Raw genomic sequence first — 18,718 nt, forward strand, 5'->3', positions numbered from 1 at the left:
CTTTTATATCGGACGAAAGTATCAAAATAAATGATAAATATGTTACAAATTTGAGAACTATTTTTGAATTCCCGGATATCTCGACACCAAAAACAGCCGATTTTCCCACAGCAAATGGGGGAGAATCAGCACTTTCGCATCAAAAATATTGCTTTTAAAAATGTCGCTTTTATTTACACGTAAACCAGCATATACCTACAAAAAGCTCCTACTCATTAATTAGGAGCTTATACAAAAACATCCCGTGTAACCTATTAGAGGACACGGGATGTTTGATTCCAACATATAAATCTTTAAGCTTCAGGCTGGTAGCGCAAGATTGGTTTTCTTGCTGCTGTTGCTTCGTCAAGTCGTCTTACTACTGTTGTATGAGGTGCTTCCTGAACCAATTCTGGATTTTCTTCGCATTCTTTGGCAATCTGCAGGAGCACCTCGATGAATTCATCAAGCGTTTCCTTGCTTTCTGTCTCAGTTGGTTCAATCATTAAGCATTCATCCACAATCAATGGGAAGTAGATTGTAGGTGGATGATAGCCGAAATCTAGTAAACGCTTAGCCATATCAAGCGTACGTACCCCTAATTTCTTCTGACGAACGCCAGAGAGAACAAATTCATGCTTACACACTCGATCAAAAGGTAACTCAAATGCAGTAGCTAACTTACGCATCATATAGTTAGCGTTTAACACAGCGTTTTGAGACACCTGCAGCAAGCCATCTGGTCCCATCGTGCGTATATAGCTGTAAGCGCGAACCAAAATGCCAAAGTTTCCATAAAAACCTTTTACTCGGCCAATAGAAGCTGGGATATTGTAATCGAGTGTAAAAGTGCCTTCATCAGTCTTCTTCACCATTGGCTTTGGCAGAAATGGAATCAAATCTTCTTTTACGCCAACCGGGCCTGCTCCTGGACCACCGCCACCGTGAGGACCTGTGAAGGTTTTATGCAAATTCAAATGCACAACATCAAAGCCCATATCGCCCGGGCGAGCAATTCCTAAAATGGCGTTTGCATTCGCTCCGTCATAGTACAGTTTTCCACCTGCTTCATGTACGATCTGAGCCATTTCCACAATATTTTCTTCGAATAGACCTAAAGTATTTGGATTCGTGAGCATCAAGGCTGCTGTATCTGGCCCTACTACCTGACGCAAAGCTTCAATATCAACAAGTCCACGCTCATCGGATGGAATTGTGATTGTTTCCAATCCCGCAATCGTTGCAGATGCAGGATTTGTACCATGTGCAGAGTTTGGCACAATGACCTTCGTACGCTTTTCTCCCCGACTTTCATGATAAGCCCGAATCAATAGCAACCCTGTCCATTCTCCTGCTGCACCTGCCGCAGGTTGTAAGGTAACGGCGTCCATGCCTGTGATTTCAGCCAGCTCATTTTGTAGATTATATAATAATTCCAGTGAACCTTGTACCGATTCCTCCGGTTGATAAGGATGCACCTGAGCAAATCCAGCATAACGAGCAATATCTTCATTAATTTTTGGATTGTACTTCATCGTGCAAGAGCCTAATGGATAGAATCCATTGTCAATACCATGATTCCGACGCGATAGTTCGGTATAGTGGCGCACTAATTGCAACTCGGAGACTTCTGGCAATTCTGCTGGCGTTCTTCTGATCAAATGCTCTGGAAAATAAGAGGAGATCTCAGCTTCAGGAACATCATTTTTTGGTAAGCTATAAGCTACACGTCCTGGCTTGCTCATTTCAAAAATGATCTCTTTTTGTTTATCGTTACGCATGTAGGATCGCCTCCAATTCTTTTGCCAACTGATCAATTTCTGCTTTGGTTCTCAGCTCTGTCACGGCGATCAGCATATGGTTGGCAAGCTCTGGATAAGCGAGTCCCAGATCATAACCGCCAATGATGCCCTTTTGCAGCAAGCTACGATTCACATCAGCTACAGCTACTGGCAGCTTGATAACAAATTCATTAAAAAATGGAGCTGTAAATACATTTTCTACACCGTCTAGCTGGCCCAGAACCTGGTTCGCATAATGTGCTTTATGCAGGTTCATTTGTGACATTTCCTGCACTCCCTGTTTGCCAAGTGCAGTTAACGCGATCGAAGAAGCCAGCGCTAGCAAGGCTTGATTGGAACATATATTAGAAGTCGCTTTTTCGCGACGAATATGCTGCTCACGTGCTTGAAGGGTGAGTACAAAACCACGTTTGCCATCCTCATCCTTGGTCTGACCCACAATACGGCCCGGCATTTTCCGCATTAATTTGGAAGTTGTAGCAAAATATCCGCAGTGCGGACCTCCGAAGGACACTGGAATTCCGAACGGTTGCATATCGCCGACCACGATGTCTGCTCCTAATTTTCCTGGTGCTTCTAATAAACCAAGTGCAACTGGATTGGAGGAGACAATGAGAAGAGCCCCTTTTTCATGAGTAAGCTGTTCAATTGCACGTAAATCCTCTACACTACCCAAAAAGTTAGGGTATTGAACCAATACGGCGGCTGTTTCCACCTCTAAAGCAGCCTGTAGCTGCGATAAATTAGTGACACCCTCCTCAGTGAAGTCTACTTCAACTACCTCTACTTGTTGACCATATGCATAGGTTGCAAGGACCGCGCGTGTTTCTGGATGAACTGTCTTGGAGACAATTACACGCGGCTTCCCTTTATGACCAGCGGCCATCATTGCTGCTTCCGCCATCGAGGTATACCCGTCATACATTGAGGAATTGGCTACCTCCATGCCTGTGAGTTCACAAACCATTGTTTGAAACTCAAAGATCGCCTGTAGCTCCCCTTGGCTGATTTCGGGTTGATACGGAGTATAAGCGGTAAAAAACTCACCACGCAATAACATATGGTTAACGGTGCTTGGCGTATAATGCTGGTACACCCCAGCTCCTAAAAAGTTTACATGAGTTGTAAAGTTAGCATTTTTCGAAGCTAATCCGCCCATGAATTTTACTAGATCTGGCTCAGATAGCGCTTCGTCTATTGCTAATTCTCTCGGAAAACGTACTTCTTCAGGTATATCGGAAAACAATTCATCCACGCTGGAAACACCCAGAAATTCCAGCATCTCTTTCTTATCTTGCTCCGTTGTTGGTAGATAACGATATGTCACGGATGGTTCCCCCTCTGATTTAACTTCTCGAATTCCTTACTTTTTAGGTCGTTTATAAAATGGAGTGGCGATAATTTTAGCACGCAAGCGTTTTCCACGTATCTCTACTTCCACCTCATTGTCGATAGCAGCATGAGCAGTTTGAATCAACGCCAGCCCTACATTCTTTTTCAAAGTAGGCGATTGTGTCCCAGTAGTAACCTCTCCAATCTGTTCATCGCCAACAAATACTGGATAATGTGTGCGAGGAATACCACGATCAATCATTTCTAATCCAACTAACTTGCGCAAAGCTCCGTTCGTTTTTTGCTCCAGCAACACTTCATGTCCGATACTAGGCACATCTTTATCTACTTTAACTGCAAAACCAATACCCGCTTCGATTGGAGTAATGTTCTGGGATAGCTCTTGACCGTATAATGGTAGCTTAGCTTCAAAGCGCAAAGTATCACGTGCACCTAATCCGCATGGAACCAAGCCATCCTCTTTGCCATTTACCAATAATTTTCCCCATAGCTCAATGGCATCTGCTTGATCCACGTACAGTTCAAAGCCATCCTCTCCCGTATAACCACTACGCGATACTAACGCAGTAATCCCATCAATGGAAACGTTTTCTTTAAATTGGAAGAACCCGATCTCCTTGAGGTTCACATCCGTCATTTTCTGTAGAATGGTTTCAGCAAGCGGACCTTGAATCGCAAGCTGTGCTATTTGGGATGAGATATTTGTAACAGTGACATTTTCTGTTAGATTTTCCTGCATCCAGGCAAAATCCTTATCAATATTGCCAGCGTTAATTACTAGCAAGTAATCATGATCTCGTTTTTTATAAATGATTAAGTCATCAACAGTACCACCATCTGGATAACACATCGCTGCATATTGAGCCTGACCGTCCTCTAGTTTAGATACATCGTTCGTAGTCAAGCGTTGTAAATAATACAGGGCGCCTTCCCCTTTTACTTCCACTTCACCCATGTGGGATACATCAAATAGGCCTGCTTTTGTACGAACCGCTTCGTGTTCTTGCGTGATGCTGCTAAATTGAACGGGAAGGTCCCAGCCGCCAAAATCAATGGTTTTGGCCCCGTGTGTAGCATAGATCGGATACAATGGCGTTTGCTTCAGCTCTGACATGTAACCACTCGCTTTCTTCATCTCTTTGTTTTTCACCTAAACGAAACTTGGCGCCGGCAGAGTCTTGTTGCTCTTTTACTATCTTTTTTGCATCATTATCATTTTTGATAGCACAAAAAAGACAGCGAACCTGTAACAGCCAACGCAAATAAAGCGCCCGCTCTCCAAGCTCTCTGTCCCGGTACCTGAGAGTTACCCTACTGTTAAGCAGGTTTCCCCTTTGGTGGCTTCTATGAAAAAAGCTCTCTCCAGAGGTGCGTCCAGTAGAGGTTCTTTTGCCTGAGAGATTCACCATTCCTGGTTTGCTCCTTCGGCGCTGCACAGATGATACTCGCAGTCTCTCCCTACTACCTTCATTCGCAAAAGAAGGGTTATTGTACATAAAATCTATGAAAGAAACGCATACTATAACGTGTCTTCCTGTCTGTCTCCTTTATCCTAACATGACTTTGGAAAGAAGAAAACAGAAATTTGCAAAACAGCAATTATTCATTAACATTAAAACGCTTACATCGTTAAAATGTTCGTTTTTTAAATAGATTTACATTGTTATTTTAAGATGGTAAGAAGGGAGATACCATTTATGACGAATTTCTCACTTTCTTTCGATACGAGCTGGGTTGCCCCTTTGGAAGAATTAATTCAGCAGGATGGGCCTTGGAATAAATGGGAGTTGTTTCAGCTCGCATTACAGGCAGAGGAGGCATTGGCAGTAACTGATTTTGATCAGCTTCAATGTTTAAAGTACCTCCCTTATGTAGAACCCTTCCCTCATCAAATCGATACGGCTAATCGTGTTCTGAATCAGATGAGGGGTCGGGCTATATTGGCCGATGAAGTAGGGCTAGGTAAAACGATTGAAGCTGGACTCATAATGAAAGAGTACATGGTACGCGGATTAGCCAAAAAAATTCTGATCCTTGTACCCGCTTCACTTGTCATACAATGGACCAAGGAGCTTAATCAAAAATTCAGCATCCCAGCCATGCCACAAAAGAAGGAGTACATGTGGCGCCAATATGATGTGGTTGTGGCCTCCATTGATACTGCTAAACGGGACCCTCACCGTCGGCATGTGCTTGATATTGATTATGATATGTTAATCATTGATGAGGCACACAAGCTAAAAAATAAACGGACGAAAAATTATCAGTTCGTGAAAGAAATTAAGAAAAAATATTGTCTGCTGCTGACTGCAACTCCTATTCAAAATGAGATGGATGAGCTCTATAATCTGATCAATTTACTTCGTCCTGGACATTTAGGGCATACGCAGTCCTTCTCATCCACCTATGTAGATGGCAAACGCCAAGCTAAGAACAGCGGTAAATTGCAACAGGAAATCAAAAAAATCATGATCCGCAATCGCCGCAGTGACGGAGGAGTTCATTTTACTTCGCGCCGTGTTCAATCTATCCCGGTTGAGTTATCTGCCGAGGAGCGTGCGCTTTATGATGGCGTTACTCAATTCGTTAAGGAAAGATATCAGCAGGAGACAGGAAAGGTCAATGCTCTAGCTTTATTAACCTTGCAACGAGAGGTATGCTCGAGTCGTGAAGCTGCCTTTATGACGTTATATCATATGCATCAAAAAGCTCCAGAGGATTCTCCGAAACGGGCGGAAATCATGCGTTTAGTCGATATGATCAAGCAAATTAAGACGCATTCCAAAGCGACAAAAACCGTAGAGCTATTAAAACAAATCAATGACAAGGTGATCATCTTTACCGAATATCGTGCTACGCAAAACTATTTACAAAAATATTTAAGCGAAAACGGTATTACATCGGTACCTTTTCGGGGAGGCTTTAAGCGTAGTAAAAAGGATTGGATGACGGATTTGTTTCAAAACCGGGCACAGGTACTCATTGCTACTGAAGCTGGCGGCGAAGGTATCAACCTGCAATTTTGCAATCACGTCATCAATTATGACATGCCCTGGAATCCAATGCGCATTGAACAGAGAATCGGACGTGTTCATCGACTCGGTCAAAAAAAGGATGTGTTTATCTATAACTTATCCACCACCGATACGATCGAAGAACATATTCTTCGCCTGCTGTATGAAAAAATTGATCTATTTGAAATGGTTATTGGCGAGCTAGATGATATAGTAGAACGTCTTGCTTTAACAAAATCCTTGGAGCAAAGTCTTGTAGAAATCATTATGGATTCCCGCTCCAATAAAGAAATGGCGTTAAAGATGGATAATATGGGCAGTGTGCTTCGCTCTCTACGCCAAAATAAAGAGCTGCATAAACACCCACAATCCCTTCCGCAATCATAAGCACCTTTGCAACCGGTGGTTCAGGAAATTCTCACACCTTCATCACTTATCGAGAAAGGAAGTTCCCCCTCATGCAACAGACGGAAGTACGGGAATTCGTAGAAAAGTATTTTGCAGCCTTTCAGTCACACGTGGTTGAGAACCATCCAGACTATGTCACTGTAAAATTACCAGAGGATGTAGATAAGGATATCGGGAATCGCCCATTTTACTGGTCTTGGGTGGAGAAAATGAACATCGCTCCTCAGCCACTCCACCTCACTCTTTTTTTTCCTCAGACTGAGATTCCAAAGGAGCTGCGGGCTGAGCATATTCATTTTGGTTCAAAACGGCTTCAGCAAATCTTTGAATCTACCTATAAGCACGGACGTTTTGTTTGTATGTACGAAACTCCAAAGGGTATCTTGCAAAAAGCAAGTATGTCGACACGAAGATCGACAGCGCTAACTCCTTGGCTCCATTTAAATATAAAAGTTTCTTTTATCTGTGACAAAAAACGCGATTTCCTTCTTTCTCTCGGGGTAAATCTACATCAAGCGCGAGTGGTTCAGGATTTTTACCCGTTTCTCAAGCGGTTACAGCTTACTCCGGCTATACCTGATTATTTTTATACTTTGGATCGCCGTTTGGACATTCCCCAAGCTATTGAGATGGCTAAAAGTGAAGTGTACCATTTTTTGGATAATCAAGATCATTCCTGGGCTGACCAAGCTCGCCTCCGTCTTCAGGAGGAGTTAGATATCTTAGAGGAATATTACAAGCACGCGGCACTAGAACAAGAGCGTGAGCAGGCTAAGGCTTCAAAAACAACTCCTAAAGAAGAAGCTAATGGAGAAGACGATTTAGAAGAGGCCTCACATGCTTCCGTTATAACCCCTTCTCCACATGCAAAGAGTCAAATCGGTAAGAGTATACAAGATGAAACAAGCGAAACTCCGGTTCTTCACACGGATTCCCCTTCTCCATTGGGGCATTTGCTCTCGGTGAAACGTCCGACACCTATCGCTGACGAATCGATCCCTGTCACACTCTCGCAATCCCCTACAACGATGGAGGATCATTTACAAAAGGGTGGACGTATTCTTGATTTTCTACGAATAAATGCCATACAACAAACACCAAAGGAGCAAATCGAACAAGAGGAATGGAAAGCAAGTAGTATCGAGGAGGAAAAACAGCGACGTATGAGCGAATTACGCTGGCAATATGAACCGCGTGTCGACGTAAAGCTTATTAATGGTGGCCTGTTTTATTTATTTAATTTGCCACCAATCTAATCGGTGCGTTGCTTAGTTAGACTTGATTCTACATAGCCCAGAAATTTGTAAAACAACAGCGAAGAAATATAGAGGAGAGCTGACAGCAACCAACAAATCTTTTGATGGCATTTGGTTACAATAGGTAACGTAACTTACGAAGGGATGGTGTCTCAGTGTATGAAACTACGTTCACTAGCGAGCCGATTCTTGTTGCTACTCCTCTTATTCTCGCTTCCCTCTTCTCAAGCGCATGCTGCGCAAGAAGGTCCATGGACCGCAGCTTTTACTCAACACATTCAGACTTGGATGAAAAAATTAGAAGAAAAGGATAGTCAGTTCAAAGCCTGGAAACAAGCTAGCCTTGAAATCCAAGCATTAGGTCCTGGTTCGCATGAATGGCTGGTCACGATAAAGGAAAAAGACAAACCCCTTGGCTATATGATTGTCACCGAGTCACAAAAGACAGCAAACCAAGCAACTCCTGAATTTGTTTTGATGGAATACGGACTGGGTGAATATACATTGTTTGATCAAAAGCTAGCACCAAAAGATGCGAAAGCAGAATTATATTATGATGGCTTTACATCGTATTGGCGCATACCGATAGCAGATACGCATGAATATATCGATGCGAAATCCGGAGAAAAGTTTCCGGCTCGACTCAAGCCCGATCCATCCGTTATGCATCGTATCGCTAGTCAAAAATTAGTGGATAAAGAGGCTCAACTAACTTTGAGCCGGACGTTGCTATCTACGGAAACGGACCCTTTTTCCCGTATTGACTGGTTAACCGCAAGAGTGAATCGTCCCACTACGCAAAAACAAGAGCTAACCTACTTGCTCACCCAAAAACCAAATGAACCGATTGTTATTACTGCCGATTTGTTCGAAAAAGAAGTGATGGCTCCTTTTACCATCGGAACCGTTCACCTCTGGGATAACGAACCGTACATAGGTGTCTGGGACTCGGGGTTGCGTTTCTTACCTTACTCTTACATTGAACAAGTGGGAAGTATCGTACACACTTCATCAAACAATGTAAAATAGCAAAACGGTGGTTTCTCTCCTATTATTAGAGAGAATACCACCGTTTTGACCTTTATTCAGCGAAAACCACCATCAACAGGAGAACAGCGCTCATTTACCTGATGAAAAATTTCATCCAGTGTCATGCCCTCTGCATTGATAACAGGCGCTCCTGCAATACTCTTCGACTGATCTCCAATCAAGTTTTCATCCATACCTGTAATGACTACAGCATCTACCATCTGTTGCCAATTCCCCAATTCAACCACATCAAAACCATTACGGCGTAGCATCGAGCTTACATGGGATAATGTTTTTTCTACGGCTACTTTTGGCATAAGAACCCCCAGATGTTATTTTTTGAATAATAGCTTGATGGACATCGGGATTGCGCCAAACCATTTAGAGGACCAAGGTTCGCGCGGCACTTCACGTTGTCGCCGACGCTCTTCCTTAGGAGTCTCCAAATATTGCACAAAGCGCTTGGTCATATACTTTACGTATTCTTGCGATGACATCGCGCATCCCTCCCTTGGCATTAGTGTTGCCGAAGAAGAGCAATTTAAATCGTTATGCGGTGGTTATTTCATCGACAATTTCTTCTATCGTTTTCCCAGTTGTATCGATTTGAATCGGAGCAAAATCGTATGCCCCTGCGCGTGCTTGTAGCAGTTCTCTTACTTTTTCCTTCACATTTCCTTGAAGAAGTGGTCGATTCTGATCTCGTTCAACACGGCGAATAATCTCCTGCTCGCAAGCAGTAAGGGCTATCACTCGTCCATGCTGAAGCATTACCTGAACGTTCTCAGGCCGCAACACCGCTCCGCCACCCGTGATTATCACGCGACGATTTCCGTCAACCAATTGACGTAACACATTCGTCTCAAGCTGTCTAAAGATCTCTTCGCCATCCTCGGCAAAGATTTGGGGGATTGTTTTCCTCGTTGCTTTGACGATTTCTTCATCTAGATCACATCGCTCATAATGTAGCCGCTGTGCGAGCTGTTCACCTACTGTTGATTTACCTGTTCCCATAAATCCAATGAGAATAATATTAGTTGATTGCATGGTGTTTTTCCCCTCGTCACTATTATTGAATGGTGACCGTCTGTTTTTCCTTCTGATAGGTAACTCGGTACCCTAAGCCCTCGTTTAGCAAAGCAAGTGGGAATAAGCTGCGTGCGTGCCACTCTAACAAAGGAACCGGCATTTTCCGCTCAATCCCATTTAACACATAACGATCTGATTTTTCATGGAAAACAATGACGTTACGCTTTGACTCTGCTCGTATTGTGCGGTTGGCTTGATCCGATGTTACCTTAAAACCTAGCTGCTCCAAGGTTTCGCGTAGGGGCAAATAAACCACTTGATTACGGATGCGTCCCCTTGTAGCTGGATAAAAATGAGTTTGACCTATAATGATATCCACATAATACTCCGCAGCAATTGGGATAAAGCTCTTTTGATTTTGTTTATGGACATTTGGCACAAAATATTGGGCCTCAGCTCCTAAGGTTTGACCTAACGCCTGATCCAAATGCTCTGGACCAATGACTTTATGCTGGTAATTGCTTTGCACCCGTTTTAAAAAGTCAAAGAATAATTGGTCCCCCAGTTGTTTTCGTAAATTATCGAACAGTAAGGCCGCATTGGAGTACCAGGTCCAATCAAACTCATAGTAATCCTTAAACTGTGTCAGGTGATTCGAAAGTTTCCCATATGGATAAGCTTTTGCCAGCTTATTAGCATCCGCCTGATACTCCGCTAATATTTTGGCCGCGGCTTTTTCTCCAAAGCGTTCCCGATAATAAAAGGTAACACTCGCCTCCACTAATCCTTCGTCCATCCATCCTGTATATGGCTCAATATTTTCAACAGAATTGTACCACCACAAATGAGCTAACTCATGCGGTAACCAATGCTCTACCTGATTGCCGTTAAACATATGCTTGGCGATAATAGCCATATTCGCGTATTCCATAGCGTAGACTGTTCGATCTCCTGTCTCTGCTATACCAATTCGAGGATAAGGAAGCTCGCCCATTAATTTGCTGTAAATCGGCAGAACCTGAGTGGCGATCTCCTTTAATTTTGCCAAATGAGCTACATCTGTCGATCCAATATCCACTGTTAGATTTGGAGAGATTTTGACCGTTTCAACCTTGTATAATGGACTGCCTACCATTGTAAAATTAAGCAACTTTTTACCTGTAAAATGATAAGTAGATCGGCCACCTTCATTACTGGATTTCTTTCCTCTTCCCCACGAAGTTACCCATTCAAATGAAGAGGGAGCGACCATATCGACTTCATAAGCGGCATAATGATAAATGTAAGGGTCACCATATCCAATGACCTGTGGAGGCTCATACCAGCGCTTCTGCTGATCCATAGCTCCAAGCATCGGGTACCAATGAGTTAAGGTCCAAATTCCTTGATGAACACCAAAGCGAGTTGGCCCACGCGGAACCTTTGTTTCAAAAACCACTTCAAGCTGTGTTCGTGTTTCGTTTTTAGCTGGGTTGTCCAACACAAGGACAGGATCGCGCCGGTTATAGGGCATACTTTTCCCTTTCCAGCGAATGGCGGAAATTTTGTTGTTGTTCCATTTATAACCGTAATAATACAGATAGAGCTTCTCCGTCTGTGGATTATCAAAAGTCATAGTAACCGTTCCCGTTATTGTTGCTTGATCAGGCAATAAAGATGCCTTAATGGTATAAGAAGGATTAAGTTCTTTGACGACTGGCGGCAACAACTCTTCTTTACGAAACGGATCTACTGAGGTTGTACTGTTATAAAATAAAGAATCTGATTGTAAAGAAGATAATAACTCCTTGATTTCAGGTAATTTCATGTAGGCTCCCATCGCTGCAAAGCACATCAATAAACCTACACATACTGCTAAACTTTTCTTATGTATTGCTTTCATGTAGAACTCTCCCCACTACTTCCCAAGCCAAAGCTGAATAATAATTCCTCTACTGGTACAATCGGCTAATGCAAGAAACTTCTTTACAGATTGTAACATAGTCGATTTCTACTGTGGGACATCATTTCTAATGAAATAAGAAGAAACGCAGAATAAACCTTCATCTGACAGGAATACGCTGCGTTTCTTTGTTACTGATATTTTTCATCCTCACCCCTATGGTTCCCTTTCTTCTCCAGTCACTATATCAATTACATGTACTGGATGAAGTGGCGTTGATATGCTTTTACTGGCGGGAGGACTAATTCCTTTTTCCACCCATTCGACCAATAAATCAAAACATTGGTGTGCATAAGGCAGCATTGGCTGTAATTCATGCTCAGGATCAACCTTGCTCCAAACCAGACCATCCACATGATTCGCTTGTTCAATCATGTACAGCCGATGCTTACTCGCTTGCCCTGCCTGCCGGATTAATTTTGCATAAGCCTTTGCATGCAGATCGGGAAAAATCAAAGCGTCCCACGTTCCAGCAACTGAAATAAGCGGCGCGTATATCCGGCCTGTATTTGCAATTGGCTGAACTGCTTGTTTGACCGATGTAGGTCTTTTTTTATAATCATAAGAAGCAAAAATATGGTCATAGCTTCGGTCACGCAGACCAGTTTGATCAAAGCAGAGATAATCCTGCCAAGCCAATCGATTAGGAGCGGTGGGATCAAACTTATCTCGATAAATATTTAAACTAACAAACCAATAGAGCTGATCATAATATGCCCATAATTTTTCAGAGCCTACTGGCATTCCAGCCGCATAGATACATGTGCGTGCCTGCTTTTGTACGTCCCCTGTGCCATATATGGCAGCATAGGCATGCTGTACAACGGTGGTGAGCGAGCTAATCAAATTCGGAGCCTCTGCTTGCCACATCACCCCTTCCAGCTCTAGTCCTCCATCAAATAGAGCTGGCTCTCCAGTTAATTGGGGATCGTCATGTTCCAGTGCATACCTCACTACATAGCCACCGTTAGAAATCCCCATTGCATAGGTAGGAACCCGATGATGTTCAGTCAGTAAAACATGAGCCGGATTGCGGACATCCTTACTGGAAATCAACTGATCTTGATGATGAGTGGTTAAGTAATCCTGAGCTACCTTTGTTACCTGTCGAAAGCACCTGTGCCATTTCGCTATACTGTCGTCCTTTGCTATCAATGCATTCTTCACTTTTGCTAACGGATCATTTGAATCGAACTTTCCCTGAGTTCCTTTATCAATAGCTGCAAAAGCGTAGCCTTGTCCTAGAACATAATCACTGAATAATAAATCGGTTGATGTTTCATTACGTGTCGCCGGTACTCCAGCAACTACTAATTTTCCATTCCAGTCATCTGGGATTCGGATCAGAAATTTGGCATCATCAAGCATGCCATTGATCTGCTTTCCTGTAATCTCTCCCGGCTTATACATATGATACCAGCCCGTCCCCGGCATCGGGTCCCCCCACGCTAAGGGAGCTAAGCTGTCATTTCCCTGCACAATAGCTGCTTGGTATTGAACAGGATTTTTTGTAGTAAGCCAATTCCCTGCTTTGCCATCAAAGGTTTTCACTGTAACATATTGAGCGTCTGGAATGAAAAGGGATGTAGGGGTACTTCCACCTCCTGCAATAGGAGCCATCGCTTTCAATAATGTATGCCGTAGCGAATGAATTAACTTATTCTTCAGAATTATCACCCCGTAGCTAGAAAGGCGACCTAAGTCGCCCTTTTCTAAATTAACACACAGCAATCGCCTCTAGACGAACCTCGTTTTGCTGTGCCCAACGATGCAATTCCTTTAGAACATGTATGCAATCAGGACTTTCTCTATGAATGCAAAGCGTATCTGCGGCTAATTCAATGACACTGCCATCTACTGTTCGTACCCGTTGTTCTTTTACGAGCTGACTTGCCTGCTGCAATTGCTCCTCCTTACTAATTAGAATGCTTCCTTCCAATTCTCGAGGAGCTAATCGTCCATTCGGCAGGTATGCTCGATCTGCAAATACTTCCTCCGCCACATACAGCCCATGCTCTAACCCGACCTGAACCAACGAGCTTCCTGATAATGCGTACAAGATTAAATCCTCTCGAATATCCGTAATAGCACGAACAACTGCTTCTGCTAATTCTGGCCGCTCCGCTGCTTCATTGTACAGGGCTCCATGCAGCTTAACATGATGCAATGTGCCTCCCAGTGCTCTCGTAATTCCTTCCAAAGCAGACACCTGATATAACACCAGCTCATATACTTCACGCATGGACAAATTCATGGAACGACGGCCAAACCCATGAACGTCAGGGTAACCGGGATGAGCACCTATTTTCACACCCTGCCTCAGTGCTGCTTCAACCGTACGGCATATCACATGCGGGTCCCCAGAGTGAAAGCCACAAGCAATATTGACCGATGTAATCCAGCGTAAAATTCCTATATCTTCATCGAGTCTATGACGCCCAAACATCTCTCCCATATCGCAGTTAATATCTAGTTTCATCCTGTCTTTGTCCCCTCGCTCTCTCTTTGTCCATATAATTGTAAGCGCATTCAAACAAAGCTGTAATATTTTACCTTACCTTAAACCTTATTTCCTTATCATACCACGTGGCCCAATTACAAAAAAGTGAAACAAAGTTCACTTTTTTATTTACTGGTTCCTTCACTAGGACAATATGAAGAAGAATAAAAAAGACTTCTCCCATCACAACGAACTGATTGGATGAGAAAAGCCCCTTTATGTTTTGCAATCAAAAACTCTGCTTGCTAGCTTTGAACCGGAATAGGCTTTACTGCCGGATGCTCCGATTTGGCGATAGATGAATTATCGCTGATTAATGATTCGGCCAAAGCCATCAGTTGATTTTTCTCTAATTGATAGTCAAATTCCTTCGCTTTATCCGGCTTCGCATTGTTATATTCAGTTGGGATTTCGTGCCGATGTGAACGTTCTACCTTTAGTACAAAGTGAAGCCGTTCTAATTGTGATATCACTTGCTCAATTTCTTCAGCGTCCACATACATGGAAACGTAATTGAGTCTTTTGGATACGTAATGAATAGTGCCGAATTTTCGTAAATTCTTCGCAACACGAGGATTTTTAATCCAAACAGCTACTCCCAATCTTTTCAGTCTCATCGTGCCCTGAAAACTCCTTCCTCTACTGACAATCCTATGTAATCAGGCTCAAACTACGTCTTTTAGCAAAAGACGCAGTTTTATGAGCGCTGTCGTATTTTTCATTAAGCGTGTTTCTTTTCTTTATTACCGCAACCACAGCTACCGCCAGTACCGCAACCGCTGGCCATTGCCTCCATAATTGGGTTATTGCTAGGAACTTTCACACTCTCTGATACAGAATCAGCTATAACACGACCTACTTGATACAATAGCTGATCTAAGCGTGCTTCTGCTTTCTTAAATTCACGAACAGTTGGCAACGCTTCATAAGATTGCTTTAATTCTCTTATCTCAGCCATTACCTTGTGGAAATCTGGGTGATACTTACCAAAACGTTGCACTTCTTCATAGTCTAGCTTTTTACGCTCAAAGCGCTGGATATATAGTAAGACTTTCTCGTCATTTTCCATAGCTTGCTTCGTTTGTAAATAATCATTCACTTCTTTTGATTCATTTATCATAATGGCTAAATGATCAGCCTCATACAACAAGCTAGCCATATCTAATTCACTTGGTATATCTATCATGTTTTACCTCCTTTACAGGCAAACCTACTATTATTTTAGCACGAAACCCCTTATGGAGGCACAGGAAAGATTTAAACATTACACATTTTTTACTTGACTTCCCTATAAATACGCTGGAATCAGAATACGCAGCCGCGATATCTCATCCACTTTTTCTTTCCAGAATTTATCTTTTGACATCATATGTACTTGCCAGTAACCATGTTCCAATGCTACCTCCTGTACTCTGCCCGTCCATTCATCCTGTCGATGCGTTTGGCATTGTACCTCCAATCGAAGCTCCTGTGCTCGTTTTAGCATCAGACGCATCGTATTTGGATGATAGCCTTGATAATGTTCCGTCCACATTTTTGGTAAGGCTGATAGACCCGGGATAGCTTCACCGACATCAGGAAAAACATTTTCAACCTTGAAATCAAGAAAGGCTGTTACCAAGGGGAAAAAGCCTTCTCTATCTAGATGTATCTCTGATGGAATATGATTGTTATCCGAGTGAGCCTCATCGAAACGGGAGCCTAAAGCCTGGAAACGACGGATTTCCCCTGACTGCGGCTCATACCCGCATTCCCTAAGCAAGGAGATAAATTCCTCCAATTTACTTTCAGGAAGTAAAAAAGCTACAGGCGAAATTACCTCCGACATAAATGGGGCAAGAATTCCTATATCACGTAATTCAGCTAACAAGGCAGGGCTGGTTGTTTTAAACCGAATCACCTGCTCATAAGAGAGCTGTTTCGCGTCCTCTGACCATTTTATGAGAAGTTGAGCAACAGAGTCCGGCACTGGATGCGCTGTATGCTCGTGGAGAAATTGAAGGATTTGGTCAACACTTCCTCCTGTAGATAAGTAGGACTGCACACGTTGGGAGGTTAGATTGCAGGTAATAAAATCTCCAGCTACATTCATTTCTCCCAAACGGCTTAGCTCCCAAAGCTGAGCTAACATCATACCCGGAGGAACCATGACTTCACCAGTCGAATCCAAATACCATTTAGGCTGATGATCCTCCTGATCCTGATTATACGGATTATGGCGAATCCACAGGTTTTGTTCATTATCCTCGCCTAATTGAATGAATCCAAAACCAAGCAAAGGATGCAACCAGGTCTTTTTCAATTGCTCCTGGGCCTGTTCTGGCAGTCTATAACCTATCTTCGTTAGCTTAGAAAGAATCTCATCTACCCTGTACCATTCTTTATCGAGCAGTTGCAATTCAAATAGAAATCCTTCTTGCCATGACTCCTTTGGCGCATAGTATCGTAATAGGTTTGCTTTGATATCCTCAATCTGTTCCACATTTTTCTTTCGTAACCAATCATTTAATATTGCGGGATGCAGGCAAATTCTTTTATCTTGTAAATAGACAAGCCGCATTCGTAAGGATAGATCAAAGAGAAAAGAAACGGGCGTTTGATCGTCTATCTTTACTTCAGACGGCAAAAGACTAGAAAACCACCCCCGCATATGTTCATCTCTCAAAGAAATGCGATCCATCCATTTGAGGAGCATTCGCCGGGGTATTCCATTTTTTTGTGTAAGGGAAACCGATTGTTCTCTTAAAAACAGCAGAAAGGCAAGCATATCCATATGGATACCGCGTCCTGCTGGAAGTGAATAGGAAAATACATGCGGGATGGCTTCCTCTTTTACTGATGGTTCTATCCCTTTTTTGTATGTAAGGCTACTAAAGGCGTATATATTTTTACGTAATTCGAATGGCATCATATAGCCTATCTCGCTCCACATTTTTCGAACGGTATAAATAATACCTAGTCGACGTAGCTTTGTAAGACCCGCTGTTAACAGAATATCTTGCTGAGTAATTGTCTCAAATTCACGCTTGCGTATGAATCCCTGTTGCGCATTTGTATAAAAAAGAGACACTGCTTGACGCTCGTGCTCTGTGAGTGCTTCCCATAATGATTGACAGAAGCTCGCATCCTGCAGTCGGTTCATTAAAGATTTGCCGCATTTGATGTGTAATCGGCGGTTCTGTTCCTGGATAATCTCTTCCATTGTACGTTCTGACAACATATCCAGACATTTATATAAATTCACGAAGCTCACCTCTATTCGTAACGGTAGATGGAGGAAATCATAGGAGGGATAGAGAATGAAACATGTATTAGCAGGCCTATTGCTAATGGGAGGAATCCTGATCTCCTACATCAACACGACCCCAACTGCAACAGCTCAGGATATCTCTTTGCCTCACAATATTCAACAGTCTAACCAAAAAGGAGTTGTATCTATGAATGATTTTAGCACTGCTCCTACTCCCTACCCCGCTTCTGTAGATCTGGCGCTTGCCGATATACAAGAACAGGGTGGCTATCGACTGATTCATGAAAATGATCTCACCTATGTAGCCATTGCGCTTGGTGAGCGCCCTACCAGTGGCTATTCTATCAAGGTTGACAAGGTCCAGCAAGAGACTGACGGAGCTTATGTCATCCATGTCGTAGAAGAGCGGCCTCAAAAATCAATGCTGCTTCAAGTAATTACCTACCCAACTACGGTGATTACCTTACCTCAAGATACACAACACGTAACCATAAACTACCTATAGTAACGAACGACAGAGCAAAGAGCAAAAAGCAAAAAGCTGTGGATGATCTTTCATGGACTCCACAGCTTTTTCCTATTAGCGGAGCCTCATGAGACTCTCTTTTTCATTTGCTTAGTTGACTACGATTTCAAAGGTCTGTTTGACACCGTATGATTCATGGTTGTTATGGGCTAATTCCACTTCTATTTTGTGCTTACCGGGAGCCACATCCGCTAAGGTGAATTGCGGGCCAAAAATCTTGGCTATTTTCTTCCCATCTACATACAAATGGACATGGCCTTCACCGTCTTTATTTTCTTTTCCCATGTTTTCCAATGAGAACTGGAAATCTTGAACAATCAATTTTAATTCAAGATCATTCCCTTTTACTTGGTGTTCCACGACAAGAGAGGGCTTCTTCACTTCCTCAGCAAGTACATGTGTCTGATTGCTGTGAGTTGCCTTTTTTCCTTCCAATGAATGCAATCCCATCATGGATAGCTCTAAAATAGCTACAAACAAAATAAATAAGTAAAAACGACGTCCACGCAATTTTTGGATCATACAGGACACTCCTTACTTTTTGGTGAATATAGCCCTAGAGTGCCCTGTTTTTCCCTGTTTATGCCACAAATCGTCCACTTCATTGATCAGTTCATTAAGCGAATTTTA

Annotated in this window: 17 protein-coding genes and 2 riboswitches; of the genes, 4 read left to right on the top strand and 13 right to left on the bottom strand. The window is 42.8% G+C overall.

Annotation, left to right across the window (positions count from 1 at the left end):
- Positions 1-293: 293 nt before the first annotated feature.
- Genes gcvPB through gcvT form a run of 3 tightly spaced genes read right to left on the bottom strand, consistent with a single transcriptional unit; the run spans position 294 to position 4,248 of the window.
- Positions 294-1,760, bottom strand: a complete 1,467-nt coding sequence (gcvPB, locus tag AYJ08_RS12280; RefSeq protein WP_064017970.1) for an aminomethyl-transferring glycine dehydrogenase subunit GcvPB — start codon at positions 1,758-1,760, stop codon at positions 294-296.
- Entirely contained in the window at positions 1,753-3,108 is a 1,356-nt protein-coding gene (gene gcvPA / locus AYJ08_RS12285; protein WP_064017971.1) for an aminomethyl-transferring glycine dehydrogenase subunit GcvPA, read from the bottom strand. Before gcvPA ends, gcvPB begins: the two co-directional genes overlap by 8 nt.
- A gap of 36 nt (positions 3,109-3,144) precedes the next feature.
- Positions 3,145-4,248: a glycine cleavage system aminomethyltransferase GcvT gene (gene gcvT, locus AYJ08_RS12290; protein WP_064018004.1), complete on the bottom strand. Its 1,104-nt coding sequence runs from the start codon at positions 4,246-4,248 to the stop codon at positions 3,145-3,147.
- 171 nt (positions 4,249-4,419) lie between these two features.
- A riboswitch (glycine riboswitch) is annotated at positions 4,420-4,502 on the bottom strand.
- Positions 4,503-4,506: 4 nt separating this feature from the next.
- A riboswitch (glycine riboswitch) is annotated at positions 4,507-4,604 on the bottom strand.
- A gap of 227 nt (positions 4,605-4,831) precedes the next feature.
- Here gcvT and AYJ08_RS12295 point away from each other — a divergent pair.
- From AYJ08_RS12295 to AYJ08_RS12305, 3 genes are all read left to right on the top strand, one after another.
- Entirely contained in the window at positions 4,832-6,535 is a 1,704-nt protein-coding gene (locus tag AYJ08_RS12295; protein WP_064017972.1) for a DEAD/DEAH box helicase, read from the top strand.
- Between the two features lie 71 nt (positions 6,536-6,606).
- Positions 6,607-7,812 carry a YqhG family protein gene (locus tag AYJ08_RS12300; protein WP_064017973.1) on the top strand — a complete coding sequence of 402 codons (1,206 nt, stop codon included), beginning with the start codon at positions 6,607-6,609 and terminating at the stop codon, positions 7,810-7,812.
- A 159-nt stretch (positions 7,813-7,971) separates the two neighbouring features.
- On the top strand, positions 7,972-8,841 hold the full coding sequence (locus AYJ08_RS12305; protein ID WP_064017974.1) for a hypothetical protein: 870 nt from the start codon (positions 7,972-7,974) through the stop codon (positions 8,839-8,841).
- Between the two features lie 56 nt (positions 8,842-8,897).
- Here the strand turns inward: AYJ08_RS12305 and AYJ08_RS12310 are convergent, their stop codons facing one another.
- The 9 genes from AYJ08_RS12310 to AYJ08_RS12345 form a co-directional block, all read right to left on the bottom strand.
- Positions 8,898-9,158: a YkuS family protein gene (locus tag AYJ08_RS12310; protein ID WP_031414239.1), complete on the bottom strand. Its 261-nt coding sequence runs from the start codon at positions 9,156-9,158 to the stop codon at positions 8,898-8,900.
- A 15-nt stretch (positions 9,159-9,173) separates the two neighbouring features.
- Positions 9,174-9,338: a YqzE family protein gene (locus tag AYJ08_RS22995; protein ID WP_022585028.1), complete on the bottom strand. Its 165-nt coding sequence runs from the start codon at positions 9,336-9,338 to the stop codon at positions 9,174-9,176.
- A 52-nt stretch (positions 9,339-9,390) separates the two neighbouring features.
- Positions 9,391-9,888 (bottom strand): shikimate kinase, encoded by a 498-nt coding sequence (locus tag AYJ08_RS12315; RefSeq protein WP_064017975.1) that lies wholly within the window; start codon positions 9,886-9,888, stop codon positions 9,391-9,393.
- A gap of 22 nt (positions 9,889-9,910) precedes the next feature.
- Positions 9,911-11,752 carry a stalk domain-containing protein gene (locus AYJ08_RS12320; protein ID WP_064017976.1) on the bottom strand — a complete coding sequence of 614 codons (1,842 nt, stop codon included), beginning with the start codon at positions 11,750-11,752 and terminating at the stop codon, positions 9,911-9,913.
- Positions 11,753-11,968: 216 nt separating this feature from the next.
- A complete protein-coding gene (locus AYJ08_RS12325) occupies positions 11,969-13,543 on the bottom strand; it encodes an alpha/beta hydrolase (RefSeq protein ID WP_255365463.1) in 1,575 nt (524 codons plus the stop codon).
- A complete protein-coding gene (locus AYJ08_RS12330) occupies positions 13,530-14,291 on the bottom strand; it encodes a 5-oxoprolinase subunit PxpA (protein ID WP_064017977.1) in 762 nt (253 codons plus the stop codon). The genes AYJ08_RS12325 and AYJ08_RS12330 overlap by 14 nt, the downstream gene beginning before the upstream one ends.
- A 266-nt stretch (positions 14,292-14,557) precedes the next feature.
- Positions 14,558-14,929 carry a YlbG family protein gene (locus AYJ08_RS12335; protein ID WP_031414233.1) on the bottom strand — a complete coding sequence of 124 codons (372 nt, stop codon included), beginning with the start codon at positions 14,927-14,929 and terminating at the stop codon, positions 14,558-14,560.
- 104 nt (positions 14,930-15,033) lie between these two features.
- Positions 15,034-15,498, bottom strand: coding sequence for a YlbF/YmcA family competence regulator (locus AYJ08_RS12340; RefSeq protein WP_064017978.1), 465 nt, complete (start codon positions 15,496-15,498; stop codon positions 15,034-15,036).
- A 102-nt stretch (positions 15,499-15,600) separates the two neighbouring features.
- A complete protein-coding gene (locus tag AYJ08_RS12345) occupies positions 15,601-17,556 on the bottom strand; it encodes a hypothetical protein (RefSeq protein WP_064017979.1) in 1,956 nt (651 codons plus the stop codon).
- 55 nt (positions 17,557-17,611) lie between these two features.
- Here AYJ08_RS12345 and AYJ08_RS12350 point away from each other — a divergent pair, with 55 nt between their 5' ends.
- Complete coding sequence (locus tag AYJ08_RS12350) at positions 17,612-18,067, top strand: protease complex subunit PrcB family protein (protein WP_064017980.1); 456 nt, start codon at positions 17,612-17,614, stop codon at positions 18,065-18,067.
- 111 nt (positions 18,068-18,178) lie between these two features.
- Here the strand turns inward: AYJ08_RS12350 and AYJ08_RS12355 are convergent, their stop codons facing one another.
- The gene (locus AYJ08_RS12355) at positions 18,179-18,610 is read right to left on the bottom strand and encodes a hypothetical protein (RefSeq protein WP_031414229.1); all 432 of its coding nucleotides are present in this window, start codon (positions 18,608-18,610) and stop codon (positions 18,179-18,181) included.
- Between the last annotated feature and the right edge of the window lie 108 nt (positions 18,611-18,718).

The sequence above is a fragment of the Brevibacillus sp. SKDU10 genome (assembly GCF_001645205.1).
In the GTDB taxonomy this organism is placed as follows: domain Bacteria; phylum Bacillota; class Bacilli; order Brevibacillales; family Brevibacillaceae; genus Brevibacillus_B; species Brevibacillus_B halotolerans.